18 protein-coding genes are annotated in these 21,266 nt (G+C 61.4%); 13 read left to right on the top strand and 5 right to left on the bottom strand.

The features are described 5' to 3' along the window. The first annotated feature begins 8 nt into the window (after window positions 1-8). From KP004_RS12345 to KP004_RS12310, 8 genes are all read left to right on the top strand, one after another. A complete protein-coding gene (locus KP004_RS12345; protein ID WP_216798838.1) occupies window positions 9-1,223 on the top strand; it encodes a tetratricopeptide repeat protein in 1,215 nt (404 codons plus the stop codon). Further along, complete coding sequence (locus KP004_RS12340) at window positions 1,213-1,572, top strand: roadblock/LC7 domain-containing protein (RefSeq protein ID WP_216798837.1); 360 nt, start codon at window positions 1,213-1,215, stop codon at window positions 1,570-1,572. Before KP004_RS12345 ends, KP004_RS12340 begins: the two co-directional genes overlap by 11 nt. Beyond that, window positions 1,569-2,018: a type II 3-dehydroquinate dehydratase gene (aroQ, locus tag KP004_RS12335; RefSeq protein WP_216798836.1), complete on the top strand. Its 450-nt coding sequence runs from the start codon at window positions 1,569-1,571 to the stop codon at window positions 2,016-2,018. Before KP004_RS12340 ends, aroQ begins: the two co-directional genes overlap by 4 nt. A gap of 21 nt (window positions 2,019-2,039) precedes the next feature. Next, entirely contained in the window at window positions 2,040-3,107 is a 1,068-nt protein-coding gene (locus tag KP004_RS12330; RefSeq protein WP_216798835.1) for an aminopeptidase P family protein, read from the top strand. A gap of 76 nt (window positions 3,108-3,183) precedes the next feature. Then, window positions 3,184-3,666 (top strand): acetyl-CoA carboxylase biotin carboxyl carrier protein, encoded by a 483-nt coding sequence (gene accB, locus KP004_RS12325; protein WP_216798834.1) that lies wholly within the window; start codon window positions 3,184-3,186, stop codon window positions 3,664-3,666. 53 nt (window positions 3,667-3,719) lie between these two features. Next, window positions 3,720-5,060: an acetyl-CoA carboxylase biotin carboxylase subunit gene (accC, locus tag KP004_RS12320; protein ID WP_216798833.1), complete on the top strand. Its 1,341-nt coding sequence runs from the start codon at window positions 3,720-3,722 to the stop codon at window positions 5,058-5,060. Between the two features lie 3 nt (window positions 5,061-5,063). Continuing rightward, window positions 5,064-5,453 carry a glycine cleavage system protein GcvH gene (gene gcvH, locus KP004_RS12315; protein ID WP_216798832.1) on the top strand — a complete coding sequence of 130 codons (390 nt, stop codon included), beginning with the start codon at window positions 5,064-5,066 and terminating at the stop codon, window positions 5,451-5,453. A 277-nt stretch (window positions 5,454-5,730) separates the two neighbouring features. Next, window positions 5,731-6,552: a menaquinone biosynthetic enzyme MqnA/MqnD family protein gene (locus tag KP004_RS12310; RefSeq protein ID WP_216798831.1), complete on the top strand. Its 822-nt coding sequence runs from the start codon at window positions 5,731-5,733 to the stop codon at window positions 6,550-6,552. 542 nt (window positions 6,553-7,094) lie between these two features. On the opposite strand, the gene KP004_RS12305 is transcribed toward KP004_RS12310, so the two are convergent. Then, the gene (locus tag KP004_RS12305; RefSeq protein WP_216798830.1) at window positions 7,095-7,553 is read right to left on the bottom strand and encodes an NUDIX domain-containing protein; all 459 of its coding nucleotides are present in this window, start codon (window positions 7,551-7,553) and stop codon (window positions 7,095-7,097) included. A gap of 87 nt (window positions 7,554-7,640) precedes the next feature. Further along, on the bottom strand, window positions 7,641-7,934 hold the full coding sequence (locus KP004_RS12300; protein ID WP_199388163.1) for a PxxKW family cysteine-rich protein: 294 nt from the start codon (window positions 7,932-7,934) through the stop codon (window positions 7,641-7,643). A gap of 236 nt (window positions 7,935-8,170) precedes the next feature. On the opposite strand from KP004_RS12300, the gene KP004_RS12295 reads away from it, so the two are divergent. The 4 genes from KP004_RS12295 (at window position 8,171) to modF (ending at window position 13,726) form a co-directional block, all read left to right on the top strand. Beyond that, on the top strand, window positions 8,171-9,595 hold the full coding sequence (locus KP004_RS12295; RefSeq protein WP_216798829.1) for a phosphoglucomutase/phosphomannomutase family protein: 1,425 nt from the start codon (window positions 8,171-8,173) through the stop codon (window positions 9,593-9,595). Window positions 9,596-10,079: 484 nt separating this feature from the next. Further along, window positions 10,080-10,940, top strand: a complete 861-nt coding sequence (gene nifU, locus KP004_RS12290) for a Fe-S cluster assembly protein NifU (RefSeq protein WP_216798828.1) — start codon at window positions 10,080-10,082, stop codon at window positions 10,938-10,940. Further along, complete coding sequence (gene nifS / locus KP004_RS12285) at window positions 10,937-12,106, top strand: cysteine desulfurase NifS (RefSeq protein WP_216798827.1); 1,170 nt, start codon at window positions 10,937-10,939, stop codon at window positions 12,104-12,106. The genes nifU and nifS overlap by 4 nt, the downstream gene beginning before the upstream one ends. 183 nt (window positions 12,107-12,289) lie before the next feature. Continuing rightward, entirely contained in the window at window positions 12,290-13,726 is a 1,437-nt protein-coding gene (gene modF / locus KP004_RS12280; protein WP_239026793.1) for a molybdate ABC transporter ATP-binding protein ModF, read from the top strand. A gap of 8 nt (window positions 13,727-13,734) precedes the next feature. Here the strand turns inward: modF and KP004_RS12275 are convergent, their stop codons facing one another. Further along, window positions 13,735-18,240 (bottom strand): DEAD/DEAH box helicase, encoded by a 4,506-nt coding sequence (locus tag KP004_RS12275; RefSeq protein WP_216798825.1) that lies wholly within the window; start codon window positions 18,238-18,240, stop codon window positions 13,735-13,737. A gap of 146 nt (window positions 18,241-18,386) precedes the next feature. Then, a complete protein-coding gene (locus KP004_RS12270; protein ID WP_216798824.1) occupies window positions 18,387-19,343 on the bottom strand; it encodes a hypothetical protein in 957 nt (318 codons plus the stop codon). A 322-nt stretch (window positions 19,344-19,665) separates the two neighbouring features. On the opposite strand from KP004_RS12270, the gene KP004_RS12265 reads away from it, so the two are divergent. Beyond that, window positions 19,666-19,881 (top strand): tetratricopeptide repeat protein, encoded by a 216-nt coding sequence (locus KP004_RS12265; protein WP_216788453.1) that lies wholly within the window; start codon window positions 19,666-19,668, stop codon window positions 19,879-19,881. 99 nt (window positions 19,882-19,980) lie between these two features. Here KP004_RS12265 and KP004_RS12260 read toward each other — a convergent pair whose 3' ends face one another. Beyond that, entirely contained in the window at window positions 19,981-21,174 is a 1,194-nt protein-coding gene (locus KP004_RS12260; RefSeq protein WP_239026792.1) for a hypothetical protein, read from the bottom strand. Window positions 21,175-21,266 lie beyond the last annotated feature (92 nt).

Here is a 21,266-nt window from a genome sequence, read left to right as displayed (position 1 = left end):
AGCCTGACATGGTAGAGGACGCGTTATCGTTTTGGACTGAGATTCAGCGCTACGAAGACATGCTGGCAGCGGACGCGAAATCGCTCTGCTTCGCACCGCTCTCCGACCTGTATCGGAAGCTCGGCCTCTTGGACGATGCCGTGTCCGTGGCGCAGAAAGGTTGTGCGGCGCACCCGGAATACGCGTTGGGATTCGTTGCGCTGGGCAACGCCTGTTACGCGAAGGGGATGGCGCAGGAGGCGCGTCAGGCCCTGGAAACGGCGATCGAGTTGAAGCCCGACCACATCCAGGCCATGAAAGTGCTGAGCCAGCTCTACGTCGAGCTCGGAGAGGTTGCTCTGGCGCGCCAGGTGCTGGGGCAGCTGCTGACGCGAGACCCGGAAGACATGGAGAGCAGCATGCTCCTCAGTTCGATAGCCTCGGCACCGGCCTCGTCCCAGGCATCGGAACCCGAGGAGGAAGTGCTCGAAGAACTCGAGATAATCGAGGAGCTGGAAGAGTTCGTCGAGGAACCGGCGGCCGAGGTCGCCGCGTCGCCTTCACAACCGCCGGCCGCAGCTGCCGCGGTTGCCGTCCCCCCCTCTGCCGATGCTGCGGAAGACATCTGGGCCATCGAGGATCTGGAAGAGGTTTCCGAAACGCCCGCTTCTGATGCGTCCCAACCGCGTGGCGCCGTGCCGGACCCGCTGACCACGGCGACGCTGGCTGAGCTTTACGTTTCGCAGGGGTTCCTGGAAAAGGCGATGGGCATTTACCGCGAGCTCATTGCGGCGCACCCTGACAACCAGCAGTACCGGCTTCGTTGCGAAGAACTGGTGGAACAGCAGCAACTGCAACAGGCGGCCTCGGCGCAGCAGACCGTTGCCGCCCCCCCCGTAGTTCCCGCTGCGCCGGTTGTGTCGGCCGCTCCCGCAGCACCGGTCGCACCGGCGGAACCTGCTGTAGCGGCCGCACCGGCGGCCTCTGCTGTATCGGCGGCACCGGCGGTGTCGGCACCAGTCGCTTTCGACGCCCATGACGGCCCCGCTGCCATTGAGGTGCCCATCACCGTGGAGGAAGCGACCGCCCCCGCTGCTTTTGCCGGCATGGACTCGCCGGCTCAGCTGGAAACAGCACCGCTGGAGCAGCCACAGCTGCAGGATGAGGCGCCGGCCGATGAAGACCTGGAGAGCTCGCTGCAACGCTGGCTGGAAAACATAAGGAGAAGAAAAGATGGGGTTTAAGGGGATTCTCAAGGAGATAGTCGGGGAGAGCGGCGGGCTGGGCGGGGTCATCATGGGATACGACGGCATCGCCATCGACGAGTACCTGCGCGAGGGTACCGGGGTGGACGTGCAGACCATGACCATCGAGTACGCCTCGGTACTGAAGGAGATCAAGAGGACGGTCGGCGTGTTGAAGACCGGCGAGCTGGAAGAGGTTTCCATCATCACCGAGAAATGCTGCATCATCGTGCGCGGCATCAGCGAAGATTTCTTCGCCGCACTGGTGCTCCCCGCCGACGGCAACTTCGGCAAGGCCCGTTTCCTGTTGAAACGCTCGGCATCGGGCTTCCGGGAGTCGCTGCAATGAGCGCCGCCACAACCAAGATCCTGGTCCTGCACGGGCCGAACCTGAACCTCCTCGGGGTCCGTGAACCCGGCGTTTACGGCACGACCACCCTGGAAGGGATCAATCAGGAGCTCCGTGAGCTTGCGACCGAGCTGTCGCTGGAACTCGAGATCGTGCAGAGCAACAGCGAAGGAGCCCTGGTGGATGCCATCCAGGGAGCCCTGGGGAAGTGCCAGGGAATCCTGATCAACCCTGCCGCCTATACCCACACCAGCGTCGCCATCCGTGACGCCATCGCCGCAACAGCACTCCCGGCCGTCGAGGTTCACCTCTCCAACGTGCACGCCCGGGAGCCCTTTCGAAGCCACAGTTTCATAGCCCCGGTAGCGGTCGGACAGATCTGTGGTTTCGGCCCGGAAAGCTACCTTTTGGGGCTGCGCGCCCTTGCCAAACGGCTGGGAAAATAAGATTGTCATACGGGCGGAATTATGATAGGTAACAGAATCCTTGCGGCCCGAGAATGCCTGAAACGTCTGGATGCCGATCTGTTGCTGGTTCTCAATCTGAGCAACATCCGGTACCTCGCCGGCTTCACCGGCAGCGAAGGGCTGCTGCTACTCTCTCCAGACGACGGGTGGTTTCTCACCGACTCCCGTTACACCTCACAGGCTGGCGCCGAGGTCACGGGCGCGAAGGTTATCGAGTTCTCCAACCGGATGGATACGCTGGTCGAATTGCTGCAGCAAAGCGGCGCGGCCAGGGTGGCCTTCGAAGCCGGCTCCACCACAGTCGCTTTCTACCAGGAGCTTTGCGCCAGGACCCCGGAGATCGAGTACCTCTCCGCCGACACGGAGATGGTCGGCCTGAGGACGGTGAAGGACGCCGGCGAACTGGAGATCCTCGAGCGCGTGGCGGCGATCGCCTCGGAAGCGCTGCTGGAGACGGCGGCGCGCCTGAAGCCCGGGATGACCGAAAGCGAAGTGGCCTGGATGCTGGAAGTCGCCATGCGGGAGAGGGGAGCGGAAGGGAAGTCGTTCGACTTCATAGTGGCCTCCGGCGAGCGCGGCGCGCTGCCGCATGGCCGCGCTTCCGAGAAGAAGCTGGTGGCTGGAGAACTGGTCACCATCGACTACGGTGCCATCTACCGCGGCTACTGCTCGGACGAGACGGTGACGGTGTGTCTGGGGCAGCCCGACGCGAAGCAGCGCGAGGTGTACGAGACGGTCCTTACGGCACAGCGTGCGGCCCTCGAAGCCGTACATCCGGGGCTGAGTTTCCGAGACCTGGACGCCAAGGCGCGTGACTACATCGGCGCGAAGGGGTACGGCGAGTATTTCGGGCACGGCTTGGGGCATGGCGTCGGCATCGACATCCATGAGCACCCCACGGCGTCGCCGCGGAGCAAGCACGTGATCCAGGAGGGGATGGTGTTCACCATCGAACCCGGGATCTACATCCCCGGGTGGGGTGGTGTCCGCATCGAGGACACCGTGGTGGTCGAGCAGAACTGCTGCCGGCCCATCACCAGGGTCCCCAAGGAATTGATGATCCTCTGAGAGTTTTAGGCGGGCCTGTCCGGCGTCGATCGGTAGGCCTTTAACCATGCAATAAAGTTAAGAAAAGGAGAATGATGTGGATATAAAAGACCTGAAGATGCTGATCAAGATGGTAACGGAGACTGACATCACCGAGTTCGAGCTGGAGAACGCAGATGACAAGGTAGTCATCAAGAGGGGCTGCAACAGCGCCGCTCCGTTCCAGGTGCAGGCGCCCGTCGCCTACCAGTACGCTCCGGCCGCTCCCGTCGCCGCCACCGCAGCTGCGGCTGTCGCTCCCGCCGCCGCAGCCGCTCCGGCTGCTGCCGAGAAAGAGCAGGGCGATGTGATCACCTCCCCCATCGTCGGCACCTTCTACCGCGCTCCGGCTCCGGACGCCGCTCCCTTCGTGGAAGTCGGCCAGATCGTCGAGAAGGGGCAGGTCCTCTGCATCGTCGAGGCGATGAAGCTCATGAACGAAATCGAGGCCGAGTTCAAGTGCAAGATCGTGAAGATCTGCAAGGAGAACGCGCAGCCGGTCGAGTACGGCGACGCCCTGTTCGTGGTGGAGAAGCTTTAAGACAGGTTGAGATAAAGATTAAGCTCAACCTCAACCTGTTTTTCGGAGACATCATGTTTCATAAAATTCTTATTGCAAACCGGGGGGAGATCGCCCTCCGTATCATCAGGACCTGCAAGGAGATGGGGATCAAGACGGTCGCCGTCTACTCCTCCGCCGATTCCGAATCGCTGCACGTGAAACTCGCCGACGAGAGCGTCTGCATCGGTCCGGCTCCCAGCCTTTCCAGCTACCTGAACATCAACGCCATCATCTCCGCCGCCGAACTCACCGACGCGGAGGCGATCCACCCCGGCTACGGCTTCCTGTCTGAAAACCCCAGGTTCGCAGAGATCTGCGAGAAGTGCGGCATCACCTTCATCGGCCCCACCGCCGAGAGCATGCGCATCATGGGTGACAAGATCTCCGCCCGCCAGGCGGTCATCAAGGTCGGCGTGCCCATCCTCCCCGGCACCAAGGAGGGGGTCAACGACGTCAACGAGGCGGTGAAGGTCGCCAAGGAAATCGGCTTCCCGGTCATCATCAAGGCGACGGCAGGCGGCGGCGGACGCGGCATGAAGATCGTGCACTCCCCGGCGGCCCTCCCCAACGCGTTCATGACCGCGAGGACCGAGGCGCAGACCGGCTTCGGCAACCCGGAAGTCTACATCGAGCGCTACTGCGAGAACCCGCGTCACGTCGAGATCCAGGTGCTGGCCGACAAGCATGGCAACGTCATCCACCTGGGCGAGCGCGACTGCTCCATCCAGCGCCGTCACCAGAAGGTGATCGAGGAGGCTCCCTCCACCGTCACCACCCCCGAGCTCAGGAAGGCGATGGGCGAGGCCGCGGTCGCCGCTGCCAAGGCCGTCAACTACAACAGCGTGGGCACCATGGAGTTCCTGGTCGACAAGAACAACAACTTCTACTTCATGGAAATGAACACCCGCGTGCAGGTGGAGCACCCGGTGACCGAGATGATCACCGGCGTGGACATCGTCAAGGAGCAGATCCGCTCCGCTTACGGCGAGAAGCTCCGCTACACCCAGGACGACATCAAGATCAAGGGGCACGCCATCGAGTGCCGCATCAACGCCGAGGACTCGGTGAAGTTCACCCCGTGCCCGGGCAAGATCACCGACCACCATACCCCGGGCGGGCTCGGCGTCCGTGTCGACTCCTTCGTGTACACCAACTACACCGTGGTTCCGCACTACGACTCCCTGATCGCCAAGCTGATCGTGCACGCCGACACCAGGGACGAGGCCATCAAGCGCATGGCGCGCGCCCTTGACGAGTACATCGTCGACGGCATCAAGACCACCATTCCGTTCCACAAGCGCATCATGGCCAACAAGGACTTCATAGAAGGGAACATAGACACCAGCTTCATCGAAAGGCTGGTACTGGAGTAAGCTATGGACTTTCCAGACGAGCTAAAGTACAGCAAAGAGCATCTGTGGGTCCGCGTCGAAGGTGATCGCGCCGTTATCGGTGTCACCGACTACGCACAGGTGGAACTGGGCAACGTCACCTCCGTCGAGCTCCCGGAGCCGGGGGACGAGCTGGAGCAGGACGATTCCTTCGGCTCCATCGAAGCCAGGAAGACCGTGGCCGACCTCTACGCGCCGCTTTCCGGCACCGTGCTCGAGGTGAACACCGAACTGGGCACCGCACCGGAGTTCGTCAACGACGATCCCTACGACGGCGGCTGGCTGGTGGTCATAGAGATGGCCGACCCGGAGGAGCTTAACCTGCTCATGTCCGCCGAGCTGTACGAGGACACCGTCTCCGTTTCCGAAGAATAACCGTTACTTGCTTGAGATATACCTGAAAAGGCGAGAGTTCCTCTCGCCTTTTTCCTTTGCGAGGGGACTGGCTCCGCCAGGTGTCTGTCCCCCTGGTTTTGTTTGAAAGGGCTGGCTCCGCCAGGTTCCTCTCCCCTTTGGTTAGCGATCCAAAAGTCCCCCTTTGCGAAGGGGGATTTAGGGGGATTTGCTTTCGGTTGTAGAGAGGCAAATCCCCCCCGGCCCCCCTTCGCAAAGGGGGGAGCGATAGGTCAGCCTTATATCCCGGAGTTTTGCCGTGACCATCAATATAGGACACATCAAGTACGCGAACTGCACCCCCATCTTCACCGCTCTCGCTTCCCATTTCGACTGTACCGGCTACCGATTCGTCGACGGTGTGCCGGCACGACTGAACGCCATGCTGCGGGCAGGCGAGATTGACCTCAGCCCTTCCTCCTCCATCGAATACGCCATGGCGCACGAGCAGTACTGCCTGCTGCCGGAGCTCTCCATCAGCGCCATCGGTGCCGTGAAGAGCGTATTCCTCTTCTCCCGGGTCCCGGTCGAGGAACTGGACGGTGCCGCCATCGGACTCACTGCCGAGTCCGACACCTCCGTAAACCTGCTGAAGGTGTTGCTGGACCGGAAGTTCGGCTTCCATAACAGTTTCGAGCGTACGACGCTGCCGCTTGCCCAGGCGCTGGAGCGGTATCCCGGCCTGCTGCTGATCGGCGACGCCGCCCTGAAAGGGGCCGCCTCCGGTTCCGGGTTCTTCTGCTACGACCTTGGCGCGCTGTGGCACGAGTTCACCGGGCTCCCCTTCGTCTTCGCCCTCTGGATCGTGCGGCGCGAGGCGGCGCGCGAGAAACGTGCCGAACTGGCGGCACTCGCCCACGACCTGGTGGCGGCCAAGAAACTCGCCTACGCGAGCTATGCCGAGATCGCCGCGCAGTGCGAGGAGCGCGCCTGGCTGAGCGAGGAGGCGCTGGTCGATTACTGGCAGACCATCTCATACGAGCTGACCGACGCGCACCTCGAAGGCGCGCGGCTGTTCTTCCGTCACGCCTTCGAGATGGGGCTCATTCCGAGCCTGCCGGAGCTGCGGTTTTTTGAGTAGTAGGAGGGGGAAGGCGAAGGCAAGATGCAGTTTTAGAAGTTGAGCGGATCTTTTGGGTGCTCAACTTCTTTTTTTTGAAGTTAAACGCCGCTCCGAAAAGTTTTCACACGTTTTTTTTGTTTGAAACATTCATTTCGGAACTTAACGCGCGCTTTTAGAAGTTAAGCAATTTTTTTTCGGGCTTAACTTTTATTTTTGGAAGTTGAACACAGGTCCGAGAAGTTTTCGCAACTTTTTAATCGTTTAAACATTCATTTCGGAACTTAACGCGCACTTTTTGAAGTTAAGCAAAACTTTTCGGTGCTCAACTTCTTTTTTTTGAAGTTAAGACGTCGGTCCGTGACGTTGTCGCAATTATTTTTGCGTTTAAACTTTTGTTTTTGCAATTCAACGCCTGGTTTTCGAAGTTGTCGCATTTTTTTTGGAGTTCGACTTCAATTTTAATGTTTTTGAACGCGCTTCCGATGCATTTGCCCCGTACTTTTTTCTTTTGAGCATCGCTTTTGGGAATTCAACCGCCTCTCCGACAGCTACTTCCTATTTTAGATCTCTCCCGCCTCTTTCCTGCTGCGGTAGTCGGACAGAATCCGTCCGTGGTCAAAACAGAGCGGTTCGGGTAGGGCGTCGATGGGGAAAATGGCGAAGGCGGCCGCATCGTCCCCGGCTTTGGGCGTGCCGGTGGCCTTGGCGACGTAGACGGTCGAAATGTTATGGCTGCGCTTGTCGCGGGCGGGATCGGAGTAGCAGCCCAGCAGCCTCAAATCCTTCTCTGCCAACTCTACCGAAATCTCTTCCTGTATCTCCCGCACTGCCGCATGCTCCAGTGATTCGCCGTAGTCGACGAAGCCGCCCGGGATGGCCCAGCCGAGCGGATCGTTCTTGCGCTCGATCAGCACGATCCCTTCCGGGAGCTCGACGATCACGTCCACAGTCGGCAGCGGATTCTTGTACTGTTTCACCTTGGCCCCGCAGGCGGGGCAGGCCAGGAAGTCGAAAGGCATCGGGCACCTCCAAATCTGGAATTGTAGGTAAAAAAAAGGGAGGACCTGGGTCCTCCCTTTTTAGGGTACAGCAAATAACGGTGGGTACTACTTCTTCTTCTTGGCGCCCGCGGCTTTCTTGGAAGCTTTGAGCGGGTTGATCTTGGCGTCGTCGGTCTTCAGTTCGACCTTGACGTGGGTAGCGAAGTTGCAGATACCGCCGACCCACTTCTTCTCGGGAGCCGGGTATGCGCTGCAAACCTTCCCGATGGAGCCGTCTACGATCCTGTCACAGCCTTCGCAGTTCTCCACGATCAGCTGGCAGGAACCTTCGGTGAATACACAACCCTGTTTACCCCAGAAAGTGCACTCGGCACCAGGAAGTACGGTTTGACATTGCATGTTTAAAGCCTCCTCAATTGCTTCGTAATCGGTTGATAGAGAACACTCTACCAATTTCGAAAGAAAAATGTCAACCCACTTTTTTCGCTAAAACTTGACTCTACATGAGGTCTCGATTAATCTCTAGTAATTATTTTATCGGGCCACCTTGTACTCCTGTTTTCGATAGGTTATGATCACAGACGGGGGATCTGCCAGATCGAGGTGACCTTACTATCGATTCTCCTGGAGGGATTATGCAGCGGATTACTTTCGGCACTTCGGGCTGGCGCGGCATCTTGTGTGAAGATTTCATCTTTGAGAATGTCAAAGTAGTGACCCAAGCCATCGCCGACCACGTTAAGAGTAACGGCGAGGGGAGCAAGGGAATTATCGTCGGGTACGATTCGCGCTTCATGGGCGAGGCCTTCGCACGTGAGGCGGCCCGCGTCCTGACCGGCTCGGGCATCACCACCTTCCTCTGTGTCCGCGACACTCCCACCCCCGTCATCTCTTTCGAGATCCTGCGCCGCGGGGCCGCCGGCGCCATCAACTTCACTGCCAGCCACAACCCCCCCGAGTATAACGGCATCAAGTTCTCTCCCTCCTGGGGCGGGCCCGCACTGCCGCAGACCACCAACGACATCGAACGCCGCGCCAACGAGATGCTGGGGGAGATCTGCTACAACGAGTGCTCCATCGATGAGGCCGTGAAGAAGGGACTCCTGGTCGAGATCGACCCGATGCAGGACTACCTTAACGACTTGGCCAAGAAGGTTGATTTCGCAGCCATCGCCAAACTGGGCACCATCGCCGTCAACCCGCTCTACGGAACCGCACGCGGCTATCTCGCCGAACCGCTCAAGGCGCACGGGGTGAACGTGGTGCAGATGAACGCCAACCGCGACCCGTACTTCGGCGGCTTCCCTCCGGAACCGAGCGAGAAATACATCCAGGATTTCATCAAGCTGGTACAGCAGGACCCGGAGATAGCTCTCGGCATCGCCACCGACGGTGACGCGGACCGCTTCGGCATCGTGGACGGCGACGGTACCTTCATCGAGCCGAACTACATCATTGCGCTGCTGCTTGACTACCTGGTCCGGGTCAAGGGGATGAAGGGGGGCGTCGGGCGTTCGGTCGCCACGTCGCACCTGGTGGACGCTGTCGCCAAGATGCACGATATCAAGGTTTACGAGACGCCCGTCGGTTTCAAGTTCATCGGCGAGTTGATCGCCCAGGACAAGATCATCATCGGCGGCGAAGAGAGCGCCGGGCTTACCATCAAGGGGCACGTCCCGGAGAAGGACGGCATCCTCGCCTGCCTGCTGGTCGCCGAGATGGTGGCCCGAGAAGGGATGCCGGTCAAGGCGCTGTTGGAGCGTCTCTACAGCAAGGTCGGCCGCTACCTCACCAAGAGGGTCAACCTCACCCTTTCTCCGGAACTGGAAGAGATCTTCCCCGAGCGGATCGCCGCCACGCCCGCGAGCTTCGCGGGAGAGCCGGTCAAGGAGAAGATCACCGTCGACGGGAACAAATTCATCCTCCAGGACGGCAGTTGGCTGCTGTTCCGCAAATCGGGGACCGAGCCGGTGGTGCGCCTGTACTGCGAGGCGTCCAGCGAGGAGCGTCTGCAGGCGCTGGTGGACGCCGGCCGCGAGTTCATTCTGGGCAAGGGGTAACAGCAATGCAGAAGGGACTGGCTCCGTCAGGTGCCTGTCCCTTTAGCGGAACGCTCCTTTCTGCTCAACTTACTTCCGCAAACAAAGGGGACAGGCACCTGGCGGAGCCAGTCCCCTCATCCTGATCCACCGGGACGCAGTTGTCGCGCAGGGCTTCCAACCTGCCGGCGACTGCGTCCCATTTTATTACAGATGCTCTTTTGTGTGGCAGTCGGCGGTCACGTTATCGGCACAGTGGAGGAAGCGGCGGCAATAGTCGCTCACTCGCGCAGCAGAACTTCTTTCGGATATTCCCGCAGTTATCGCTTCGCCATTGCCCTTCGCCCGAAAGAGGCTTGAAGCGGAGCGGGAATTGCAGTTCCTGCTGGAAACGTTAGGTAATTCCAAGTACCCTACCACGCCGCTGTGAATTGTGGTCGTTTAGGGGTTGTTCTTTTCGCAAGCTTTGCGCTATGATAACCGGACTAATTAGAAGGGAGGGTCTATGTGGGACTACACCGATAAAGTAAAAGAACATTTCCTCAACCCCAGGAACGTGGGCGAGATAACGGATGCTGATGCGGTCGGCGAGGTTGGCAGCCTGGCCTGCGGCGATGCCCTTAAGCTGTTTATAAAGCTGGACGAGAACAAAGAGCGCATCGTCGACGCCAAATTCCAGACCTTCGGCTGCGGCAGCGCCATCGCTTCGTCTTCGGCTCTGACCGAGATGGTGAAGGGCAAGACACTGGACGAGGCTCTCGAGATCACCAACCAGCAGATCGCCGATTTCCTGGGCGGGCTTCCCGAAGAGAAGATGCACTGCTCGGTCATGGGGCAGGAGGCGCTGGAAGTCGCCATCGCCAAGTATCGCGGCGTCGAGGCGCCGGCACACGGCCACGGCCATGACCATGTCGAAAGCGAGGGTGAGCTGGTCTGCAAATGCTTCGGCCTGACCGACGTTTTCCTGAAGAAGGTCATCGCCTCCAACAAACTGACCACGGCGGAGCAGGTCACCCACTTCACCAAGGCCGGCGGCGCTTGCGGCGGCTGCATCCCGAAGATCAAGGAACTGATCGCCGAGGTGCTGGGCGAAGAGAAGAAGGCGGCTGTCGAGAAGCCGGCGAAACTGACCAACCTCAGGAAGATGCAGCTGATCCAGGAAACCCTGGAGAACGAAGTGCGTCCGCAGCTGTGGGCTGACGGCGGCGACCTCGAACTGATCGACATCGACGGCTCCAACGTCCAGGTCGCCTTCAGGAAGGCCTGCGCCGGTTGCGCCTCCTCCGGCTACACCGCCAGGTTCGTCGAGCAGAAGCTGCGCGAACTGGTTTCCCCCGACATCACGGTACAGGAGGTTCAGGGATGAGAGAGATCTATCTTGACAACAACGCCACCACCAAGGTGGACGAGCGGGTTTTCGAGGAGATGCGTCCCTACTTCTGCGAGCTGTATGGCAACCCGAGTTCCATGCACTTCTTCGGTGGGCAGGTGCAAAAGAAGGTCGATGAAGCCCGCGCCCGCGTCGCCTCGCTTCTGGGCGCCCTGCCGGACGAGATCGTTTTCACCGCTTGCGGCACCGAGAGCGACAACGCCGCCATCCGTTCGGCGCTGGAAGTCTTCCCGGAGAAGCGTCACATCATCACCAGCCGCGTCGAGCACCCGGCGGTGCTGACCCAGTGCCGCAACCTCTCCAAGCGCGGCTACCGTGTGACCGAATTGAACGTGGACGGTAACGGGCAACTCGACCTGAGCGAACTGGAGCGGCTGGTCGACGAAGATACCGCGATCGTCTCGCTCATGTACGCCAACAACGAGACCGGCGTCATCTTCCCGATCGAAGAAGCCGCCAAGATCGTCAAGAAGAAGGGTGCTCTGTTCCACACCGACGCGGTGCAGGCGGTAGGAAAGATTCCGCTGAACATGGCTGAATCCGCCATCGACATGCTCTCCCTGTCCGGGCACAAGCTGCACGCCCCCAAGGGCGTCGGTGTTCTCTATGTGCGTCGCGGCACCCCGTTCCGCCCGATGCTGGTCGGCGGGCACCAGGAGCGCGGCCGCAGGGCCGGCACCGAGAACACCGCTTCCATCATCGCCATGGGCAAGGCCTGTCAGCTGGCCGAGCAGTACATGGCGGATGAGGCCGGGCGCGTGCGCGAGATGCGCGACCGTCTGGAGCGTGAACTGACCGCGCTGATCCCGAACACCAGGATCAACGGCGGCGGCACCGAGCGTCTGCCCAACACCCTCTCCATCGCCATGGAGTTCGTGGAAGGGGAGGGGATCCTGCTGCTGCTCTCCGAGAAGGGGATCTGCGCCTCTTCCGGCAGCGCCTGCACCTCCGGTTCCCTGGAGCCGTCGCACGTGCTGCGCGCCATGGGCGTTCCCTTTACCTGCGCTCACGGTTCCATCCGCTTCTCGCTGTCCAGGTTCACCACCGATGACGACATCGATGCGGTAATCGAAGCGTTGCCGCCCATCATCTCCCGCCTGCGCGCGATGTCGCCGTTTGGGCGCGAGTTCTTGAACAAGTAGGGCGAATCCCCCCTGTCCCCCCTTCGCGAAAGGGGGGGACGCCAGGCCTCGTGCAGTGCTTCGGGAGGGACGTGAACCTGGCTTGAAATACCGGTAACCAAAGAAAAGGGGTGAGCACGTTGTGCTCACCCCTTGTTTCGTCGTGCGAAAGGAAAAACATTGGTAGAGATCAGTTTAGAGAAGGTGAAAGCAAAGATAACCGAAGGAAAGTATCTCGACGATATCTCGCTTGAGATAACGGAAGCGCAGCACTGGGCCGTGGTCGGGGCGAACGGGTCGGGGAAATCGGCGTTGGGGAAACTCGTCTGCAACGACCTGCCGGTCATTACCGGCACCAGCCGCGTTCCGGCCCGGTCGGGCTTCGTCTCGTTCGAAAAGATCGACGAGATCCTGGAGAAGGAGCGCTACAACGATGACTCCGATTTCCTGGGTTACGTGACCGAGGGGACCCGCGTCGACAAGTTCATTCTCTCCGGCACGGACGCCGATGCAACACGATTGACCGAACTGGCGCGGGAGCTTGGCTTCACCAAGATCCTGGAGCGCGGCATCAAGTTCCTCTCCACGGGGGAGATGCGCAAGACCCTCATCTGCAAGGCGCTTCTACAGGAGCCGGAACTACTGGTGCTGGACGAGCCCTTCGACGGGCTGGACCGGGATTCATCGGAAGTGTTGCGGCAACTGATCAGTCGCTGCATAGAACGCGGCATCCAGGTGGTGCTGCTCCTAAACCGCTTCAGCGAGATCATGCCGGAGACGACCCACATCGCTTATCTTAAGGAGTGCCGCATCCTCATGTCGGGGACCAAGGAGGAGATGCTGGGCTCGGAGGCGCTGCGCCGGTTCCATGCTTTTCACTACACCCTGCCGGATACGCTGCCCGAGGTCGACACGGCGCGCAGCGCTCCGCCGCTTGTGCCGGGGGAGCCGCTCATCGAGATGAAGGACGTGACGGTGCGCTACGGCGAGAAGTACATCCTGAACGGTGTCGACTGGACGGTCAAAGCCGGTGAACATTGGAAGATCAGCGGCCCCAACGGATCGGGCAAGTCCACGCTCTTGAGCCTGATCAGCGGCGACAACCCGCAGGCCTACGCCAACGACATCAGCCTGTTCGGCCGCAAAAAAGGTAGCGGGGAGAGCGTCTGGGACATCAAGAAGCGCATCGGCCTGGTTTCCACCTCGCTGCAGCAGGAATATCGGGTCGGCGGGACGGTGAAGGTCGTGGTGATCTCCGGGATGTACGATTCCATCGGCATGTACTCCCAGTACACCCTGCACCAGCAGGAAATCGCACTGGCGTGGCTCAAGCTTTTGCACATGGATCACAGGAAAGAGCACGCCTTCCGGGATCTTTCCTACGGGGAGCAGCGGCTCGTGCTGCTGGCCCGCGCCATGGTGAAACAGCCGGACCTGTTGATCCTGGACGAGCCGTGCCAGGGGCTGGACGATGTGAACCGGGAGATGGTGCTGAAACTGATCGATCACCTGGGGCGCACCGGCAACACGCAGATCCTCTACGTGAATCATCACGCCGAGGACCGGATCCCCTGCATCGAAAACAGCATGGAACTGGTACCGGCGGAGGGGGGCGGGTTCACGGCGCGGATCACGTCGTAGCCTGGGCGCTACGGGTACTGCCGCCAGTATTCCAATCCGGTGTAGGCGTCCTGGAAACCGAAGCGCCGAAGCGTCGCGGCGTAGGGCGATTCCTTGGCAGGCTCCCCGTTGACCCGCTCCACGGTGATGCGCTTCAGCGGGTTGAAGTCGCGGCTGACCAGGGTTCTGAACAAGGCGAGGTAGCTCTCCAACTGCGGGTGGTCCGCATCTGTCCTGAATTCCAATTCCTTTCCGTAGCGTCTCGAGATGAGGACCAGGTGCGGGCCGTGGTAGACCAGGTGGGTGGACGGTATGCGGGAAGGGAGCGCTTCGCGCAACCCCTCCAGCCCGGTGCCGCACAGCGAGGCGGGATCGGCGGCGTTGAGCCAGAAGACGGCATCCTGGGGCAACCCACGCTCCAACAGCCGGTATGCCTCCTGCGAGACGAACTGCAGTCCGGGAATGCCGCTGAAGAAATTGCCTGAAAGGAGCTCGCCGGACATCTCCATGATGCGCAGGGTCCTGAACAGCCGGCTCCATTGCAGGGAGGGGAGCTCCCGCATCAAAAGCTCCCTGAACAGGATGCCGTAACGCTCCAGCAGTATCCGCACGCGATCCTTGTTTCTTTCTTCCTTTTCCAATACATCGATTTCCACTTGCGGTCGCGGCAGGAGGAACCAATTACCGGCACCTTCCTGGGCCCGGGTCCAACGGCTGCCGGGGAGTCGCCGCGGATGCCGGCCGTGCACCTGGTGGCGGTGCCCCGAATCCCCCTGCGGCAGCTCGAAGCGATTCAAGATTCCCTTGCGCACCGCGACGAACGAATCGTTGCTCACCTCTCCCCGCCAGGCCTCCTGCCATAGCCCCGTAGTCGCCGTTGTCGCCGTTACTCCCGCTATGGAACAGATCGCGCTCAGGTTGTAGTGCCCCCTGTCAGCCGGAACCAGTGACGGATGCTCCGGCATCGCTTCCGTCCCGGCATCATCCTGGTCCTGGAACAGATCGAGATCTTCGGGGAAACCAAAGGAGATCCTTTTGGGGCCGCAGCCGAACCAGAGCAGGTCGCTGCTCTGCATCAAGCTGTCCAACCAGGCACCCAGATAGGGAGCGACGCGGGCGGGGAGAACATCTTCCTCCCAAAGGGCCACCGGCAGCGGAGCGCCGAGCAGCTGCTCGAGCCGGTCCCTCAGGTCGTCGGGGGTGCCGCCAGGTTGCACGATCCCCTGGAATTGCGCCAGGAACAGAGGGAGTTGGGCGAGGTCCAGCGCCTCGAAAGCGGGTCTTCTCGACCTGCGCAGCATCCGCAGCAACGCCTCCAGGTTCACCGCATCACAAACCTGCGGCTCCGCCGCTCCCTCTGTGAACTGGTCCACCAGGACCGTCCCCGTTTCCTCCAGCGTCCGGAGTGCGTCGCGCAGCAGGCGCTCCTCCAGCCCCAGTATGTGCTGCAAGGCTGCCACCTTCATCGGGCCGTAGTAGCCAAGCCATTTTCCCATCACCCTCGCGGCACCGGGTTCGTCCTCGTCCCCTGCGTCAGCCGCAGCCGTGCCTCGTTGCCAGAGCCTGTCAAGCGACTGCTGCATCAGCCCCGGTAGACGCCCATCGTCAACCACCGGCGAGACAGCGATTTGTTCCCTGGTCTTCCCCAGTCCCTGCGCGACTTCCGGAATCATTTCCACCGCCGCAATCAGCGGGGCCTTAGCACCGGAGAGCTCCAAAAGGACCACCCGCTCCGCGACCTGCGGCAGCAGCTCCTCCGGGCCGGGACCGCCATCCCGTGCCACCGACCGTAACAGCTCAGGCCACTCCTCGAGTGGAACCAGCAATCTCTCCTTGACCCAATCAATCAGCTCGCGCGCGGAATCGGGGGCGTAGCCGGGCGCCAGCCGTTGCCGCTTTTCCTCGAACAGACGCACCAGTTCGGTGGGGAGGTGCGGGCGCAGGTGCGGGGAGAGCGCGAGCTCCTTCAGGAAGTCACTGCCGAGGGCGGACTTCCGACCGCCTCCCAAGGTGTCATCCTCGTAGACGTACTTGTTGGTCTGCTGCCAGATCAGACCCTTGGCGAAGGGAGACGCCTCCCTGGTGTCAACACGGGTGACGGCGATGGTGCCGTCCTGGATCTCCTCCAGAAGTCGTTTCAGGTTGGTGAGGTCGAAGTCGTCCTTGAGCGCCGAACGCCAGGTTTCCAGCAGGACCGGGAAATCACGGTAGCGCAGCACGGAGGCAAGGAGCTTCTTGGAGCGGAGGCGGTTCAGCCAGAGCGGCATCCTCCTCTTGAAGTTGCTCCGGGACAGGAGCAGCGCGCGCCCCGCGTTTTCCCGGAAGCGAGCCCCGAAGTAGCCGGTTCCCTCCAGGGATTCCCTGAGCAGGGGCTCGATGTTATCCGGGGTGACCAGTTCCAGGAGCTCGTCCAACTGGTCCATCGCATGGGGGAGCAGCAGCGCGATGCCGTCGTTGTTGTAAAAGGCTTGCAGCGGATACCCGTAGCGCCTCTCCCAGGCAGCGGTGAGCGCGAAGGTGAACGGACGGTTCACGGCGTTGCCCCAGAGCGTGTGCAGGATGATCTGCTCGGTATCGGCCCCGCCGACAGGGTCCCGGAAATGCTCGATCAGCAGGTGGCGCCGGTGGGGCAGCGGGGCCCGGCTCGCCTCCCTTTGCAGCTTTAGATAGCTCTCCAGCATCTGCGCCGCCCCCTGGTCCATGAAGTGGTGGCGCATCAGCGCCCCGACCAAGCTCTCTTCCCCCTTTTCTGCACGTTGCGCCAACCGCTCCTCGCACGATTGCAGGAAGGTCGCGATCTTTTCCGAGTAGAAAAAGTCGCGGTCCAGTTCCTCGGCGCGCCAGAAGGGAATGATCTGCTGGGACTTGCGGGCCGGGATCACCAGCACCGTGCTGTGGCTGATCTCGGTGATCTGCCAGACCTGCGCCCCGAGTGCGAAGGTGTCCCCCAGCCTTCTTTCCCAGACGAACTCCTCGTCCAGTTCCCCGATCTTTGCCCCCGTCTCCTTCAGGCGGAGCTCGAAGTAGCCCCGTTCCGGTATGGTGCCCCCCTCGAGGTAGACCAGCGTGGAGAGGGCAGGGCGGGTGGCGATGGTTTCTTCCAGGCGGTCCACGGTCACCCGCGGTCGCAGTTCCGGCACATGGGAATCGGCGTACTTTCCTTCCAGCATGCCGATCACCAGGTCGAACTGCTGCCGGGACAGGTTGCGGTATGGGTAGCTGCAGCGAAGGAAATCGTAGAGCTCGTCCAGGTGCCACTGCTCGGGGAGCCCCATGGCGAGAATGATCTGGGGCAGCAGGTCCAGGGGCGCTTGCACCGGGTGCAGTTCCTCGATCTCGCCCTCGGCGATGGCGTGCGCGATGACGGCAGCGCAGACGAAGTCCATGCCGTAGGTGGGGAAGAGCATGCCGCTGCTGACTTCACCCACGCCGTGACCGGAACGGCCGATGCGCTGGATCGCCGAGGAGATGGAACGTGGTGTCTGGATCAGTACCACGCTCTCCAGCTTGCCGATGTCGATCCCCAGCTCCAGCGAGTTGGTCGCCACGATCGCCTTCAGTTCGCCGCGCTTAAGGCGTTCTTCGACGGCGAGCCGGATCTCGCGCGACAGCGAACCGTGGTGCGAGTAGGCGAGTTCCTCGCCGGAGAACTCGTTGATCAGGCGGGTCACCTTTTCGGTCGTTCTCCGGCTGTTGGCGAAGAACAGGGTGGAGCGGTGCCTGGTGATGATGTCGGTGAACCGGTCCACCAAGGCCGGCCAGAATTCATCCTCCGCGCCGGAAGAAACCGCCGTCGGCGCACTGATCTCCAGCTCGAAACGCTTCTGCTGTTCGCTTCGCACCAGCGCCACCGGGCGCGGCTGGTAGCGCTGGCCGACCTGGCGCAGCCCCGCGACGAAATCGGCCACCGTTTCCAGCGGGCGCACCGTGGCCGACAGGGCAATGCGTTGGAATTCGCCGCTCAACAGCGTCAGCCGTTCCACCGCGGTAATAAGGTGGGTGCCGCGCTTGTCGCCGGCGACGGCATGAATCTCATCCAGGATCACGGTGGCCACGCCGGTGAGAGTGGCCCTGCTTCCCTTGGAAGTGACCAGGATGTTGAGGCTTTCCGGGGTGGTGATCAGGATCTCGGGGGGATGACGCAGCATCCTGCGACGCTCCTCGCCGGGGGTGTCGCCGCTTCTGGTCTGGACGGCGAGGGGGGGGAACGCTTCGCCATGGGCGACGAAGAACTCGCGCAACTGGCCAAGCGGCGCGAGCAGGTTGCGCCGCACGTCGTTGTTGAGGGCTTTCAGCGGCGAGACGTAGAGGACGCGGGTTTCGCCACAGGGCCAGGCGCCGGTGACCAACTGGTTGATGGCCCACAAAAATGCCGCCAGGGTCTTGCCGCTGCCGGTGGGTGCCGTTACCAGGACGTGGCGCCCCTGGCTGATCTCGTCCCAGGCGCGCAGCTGGACATCGGTTGGCTGTCCCACTTTCTCGACGAACCATTTCTGGATCAGCGGGTGGAAATGTCTCAAAGCGGATGGCGGCATAGCTATGACTTTAGGGCATGAAAGCCATTTGTTCAAGGAGTGGCGGTGCCGGTAGAGAGTGTCGTACCGATCAGACAAAACGACGCCTCCTTCCAGCGAGGGAAGGAGGCGTCATGGATGAAGGTGCAGATGCTGAAGCGGGGTCGCTATTCTTTGCAGAGCTGCCAGTCCTGACCGTCCCCGCCCGTAGCGGTGACGGCGGAACCCGTCGAGCTGAAGGTGAGCCTCGCCTTGGAGCAGTGAGCGCCGGCCGCCTGGAACACGCCCGAGGTAGGTACACCGGAGATGGAACTCACCTTCAACGGTGTCGGTGTGGTCACCTCAACGTATCCGTAGCTCGGATGATAGTAGACGCCGGTTATGGTGAGTGTTCCCGCCGTGTAGGTATAGGTCCAGTCCTTGACCCAGTAGTTGGGGCTGGAGTTGACGCTTACGGTGCAGGACATCTTGAGCGTTTCACTGGTGGCCGCGGCGTCGACACTGAATGCGAAGGAGCCGTAAATCGTTGCCGTTCCCTTGGCCGTGGTGGCGGAAAGCGGGGCGCAGTCCATGGTTATCGAATCGTACCGGCCTGTGCTCGGGTTGTAGATACCGGTCATGGTGACGGTTCCCGTAATCGTCGGCCCGTCGCTCACGTTCTGGTACTTGCTGAAGGTCATGGTTCCGGTAAAGTTGCCGGTGCTTTCGTTGACGGTCATGGTTACGGCGGCCGTTCCCCCGACTGCTCCGTAGACCGTGCTGCTGGCTGCGACACCCGTGAGCGAAGGTGTCTGTCCACCTCTCGTGAAGAGCTGGGCAAGGGCCCCCTGGGCCGTGGCGGCGATTTCCGGGATCGTGGTCAACTTCCCGCCGGGACTGCTGTCGTTCTCCACCACGACGCCGATCACGTTTGCCGACGAGCCGATGCTCCCCGCAGCGTAGGCGTCGGTGGTGAAGGCTACTGCGTTGCCGGTGTTGATGCTTGCCCGCGCGGTCGCCCCGGTGTACTTGGACTTGTCGACCGGTTGGTCGCCCCCTCCTCCTCCGCCGCAGGCCGGCAGCAAGGCCAAAATGCCCGCGACACAACCAATCCTGGCCATACTCTTCAGCTCTGTCATGTTCATAGCCACCTCCATATCCAGCTTGTTGTGCCTCTGCCACAGCGACAGAGGCAGTGGTCCCGGCGACGGTCAGGATGCTGTGCCATAGAATTATATATCTCTAATTTTTCAAGGGAATGTGACAGGCGTCACCGCTGCTGCAGTTATCAGCAGTGGCGATCATGAAGCAGGAGGCTTTGTCGCTGTACAAAGGGCGGTTCAGCAGAACGAAGAGGGGGTGACCCGGAGCAGGAAAAGATGTTTACATGGCCCGTTCTTAATGGTAATGGTGCCATGTTCAGTGTTGGCAAGAATCCCGCAGTGGTGGGGACTGGAGGAGGCAACGATGAAAAGACTGGTACTGGGGGCGCTGCTGCTGGCCGCGCTTGGTGGCTGCGCCGGAGATAAGGGAAAGGAACTTTTCGACACGGCCCAGTTCGAAGAAAAGCAGAACAACCGGGAACACGCGAAACAGCTGTACCAGGAAATAGTGACGAAACACCCGGACAGCCCGCTGGCAAAACAGGCCCAGGAGAGGCTGGCCGCGTTGGGCGGCAAATAGGTCGGTTCATCGTACATGCCCCCCGGAGCGGAGTTTCGGCCGATCGGGGGGGCTCTTGCGGTGGCTCGTGTACGAGCTGTATTTTGTGCGGTTTGGGTCTCAGCTGCCTTTGAGAAACTGTCCCGGGGCCAGGCTCGTCGCGAGCATCACCATGTTGATGTCGCCGTGGGACTTCCAGTGTTCCGACCCCTTCCTCCTCTCCTCGATCCAGAACCTTTCTATCCTTCCGGCCATCTTGTGAAACCATAGCATGGCTTCGAGCCGGGGCTGCAGCCATGCGGCCAGTTCGCCCCCTCGCACGTCCGGGTACTCCTCGAACAGCCTGGCGAGCCGAGCGGAACCCTTCAACCCTATCGAGAGTCCCAGTTCGCGAAACGCCAGCCGGTATCTGGCTTGCTGATCCAGAAAGCCTCCGCCGCAATCCTCCAGGGACAAAAGGGCGTCGTGCACCATCCGCTGGAAAAGGGCGAGGTTCTGGAAAGCGTCGTTGATGATCAGTTCGCCGGTCCGGCAGGCATCGATCAGGATGCTCCCGATCCCCAGGGTGTCGCTGGTGCTGAAGTCCCTGTTGCGGCACATCTCGGTCAACTCCCGGATCTCCCGCTGCAGGTCCGGCAACTCCTGGTCGGGGAAATGCCGGGCGGCGCAGAGGAGCTCGCAGCAGGTCACCAGCCCGTCCAGCGGGTCGTGCTGACCGACCGAGGGAACCAGGGAGCGCCTGAGGTCGCTGCTCATCTTCCAGCACAGCTCCAAAGCGCCTTCGGGCGCCGCGCTGAAGCGGAATGCCCGGTGCGCCGTCTGTGCCAGTTCCATCCCCCAACGCAGGTACCCGGCTTCCCCCGTCGCCCGGCTGATGCGGCACAGGGCGCGCATCCACTTGGTCAGGTAGTGGTAGTACTGCCCGTCCCGCTCCCATTCCAGTCGTTCGTCCATCGGCTCGTCCGGCGCCCGTTCGTCCATCTTCTTGCCGATGCGCAGTCCGCCCCGGGTGGGATGCCGTCCACCCTCCTCGTCGCTCAAGCCGCTCAGCCAGCCGCTTCTGGCCGCATCCGGGCGGTGCTGCCCCAGGATATGATGCACCTGGTCCACCAGCTGCCGGGCCAGCACCAGCCACTCCTCCTGCTGGGTGTGATGATGGAGCTCCAGGAAGTTGCATACCGCGAAGGCGTCGGTCCAGAGATAGCGCCGCGGCGTTTTGTTCTCCTTGGAGAGACCGGTCTGTGCGGCGAACTCCAGCATGATCTCCGCGGCCAGCTCGATATTTTCCTCTTTTTCCATGTTCTTGCCTGTCATGTCGATCTCCCTTCGCCCCGAATTGACTCCCGATCTCTGCCGTCGCCCTGCGCCATGGCAACGGGGACTTTGAGTTCGTTGACGCAGAAGAT

The sequence above is a fragment of the Geomonas oryzisoli genome (assembly GCF_018986915.1).
Lineage (GTDB): Bacteria > Desulfobacterota > Desulfuromonadia > Geobacterales > Geobacteraceae > Geomonas > Geomonas oryzisoli.
Note: the sequence above shows the minus strand (reverse complement) of the source record. Positions and strands in the feature narration are given on the sequence as shown.

Excerpts from the sequence above, each read along its gene's own strand:
- KP004_RS12345 (WP_216798838.1), top strand. The coding sequence starts at position 9 with ATGGTAGAGGACGCGTTATCGTTTTGGACTGAGATTCAGCGCTACGAA.
- KP004_RS12340 (WP_216798837.1), top strand. The coding sequence starts at position 1,213 with ATGGGGTTTAAGGGGATTCTCAAGGAGATAGTCGGGGAGAGCGGCGGG.
- aroQ (WP_216798836.1), top strand. The coding sequence starts at position 1,569 with ATGAGCGCCGCCACAACCAAGATCCTGGTCCTGCACGGGCCGAACCTG.
- KP004_RS12330 (WP_216798835.1), top strand. The coding sequence starts at position 2,040 with ATGATAGGTAACAGAATCCTTGCGGCCCGAGAATGCCTGAAACGTCTG.
- accC (WP_216798833.1), top strand. The coding sequence starts at position 3,720 with ATGTTTCATAAAATTCTTATTGCAAACCGGGGGGAGATCGCCCTCCGT.
- gcvH (WP_216798832.1), top strand. The coding sequence starts at position 5,064 with ATGGACTTTCCAGACGAGCTAAAGTACAGCAAAGAGCATCTGTGGGTC.
- KP004_RS12305 (WP_216798830.1), bottom strand. The coding sequence starts at position 7,553 with ATGCCTTTCGACTTCCTGGCCTGCCCCGCCTGCGGGGCCAAGGTGAAA.
- KP004_RS12300 (WP_199388163.1), bottom strand. The coding sequence starts at position 7,934 with ATGCAATGTCAAACCGTACTTCCTGGTGCCGAGTGCACTTTCTGGGGT.
- KP004_RS12295 (WP_216798829.1), top strand. The coding sequence starts at position 8,171 with ATGCAGCGGATTACTTTCGGCACTTCGGGCTGGCGCGGCATCTTGTGT.
- nifU (WP_216798828.1), top strand. The coding sequence starts at position 10,080 with ATGTGGGACTACACCGATAAAGTAAAAGAACATTTCCTCAACCCCAGG.
- nifS (WP_216798827.1), top strand. The coding sequence starts at position 10,937 with ATGAGAGAGATCTATCTTGACAACAACGCCACCACCAAGGTGGACGAG.
- KP004_RS12275 (WP_216798825.1), bottom strand. The coding sequence starts at position 18,240 with ATGCCGCCATCCGCTTTGAGACATTTCCACCCGCTGATCCAGAAATGG.
- KP004_RS12270 (WP_216798824.1), bottom strand. The coding sequence starts at position 19,343 with ATGAACATGACAGAGCTGAAGAGTATGGCCAGGATTGGTTGTGTCGCG.
- KP004_RS12265 (WP_216788453.1), top strand. The coding sequence starts at position 19,666 with ATGAAAAGACTGGTACTGGGGGCGCTGCTGCTGGCCGCGCTTGGTGGC.
- KP004_RS12260 (WP_239026792.1), bottom strand. The coding sequence starts at position 21,174 with ATGACAGGCAAGAACATGGAAAAAGAGGAAAATATCGAGCTGGCCGCG.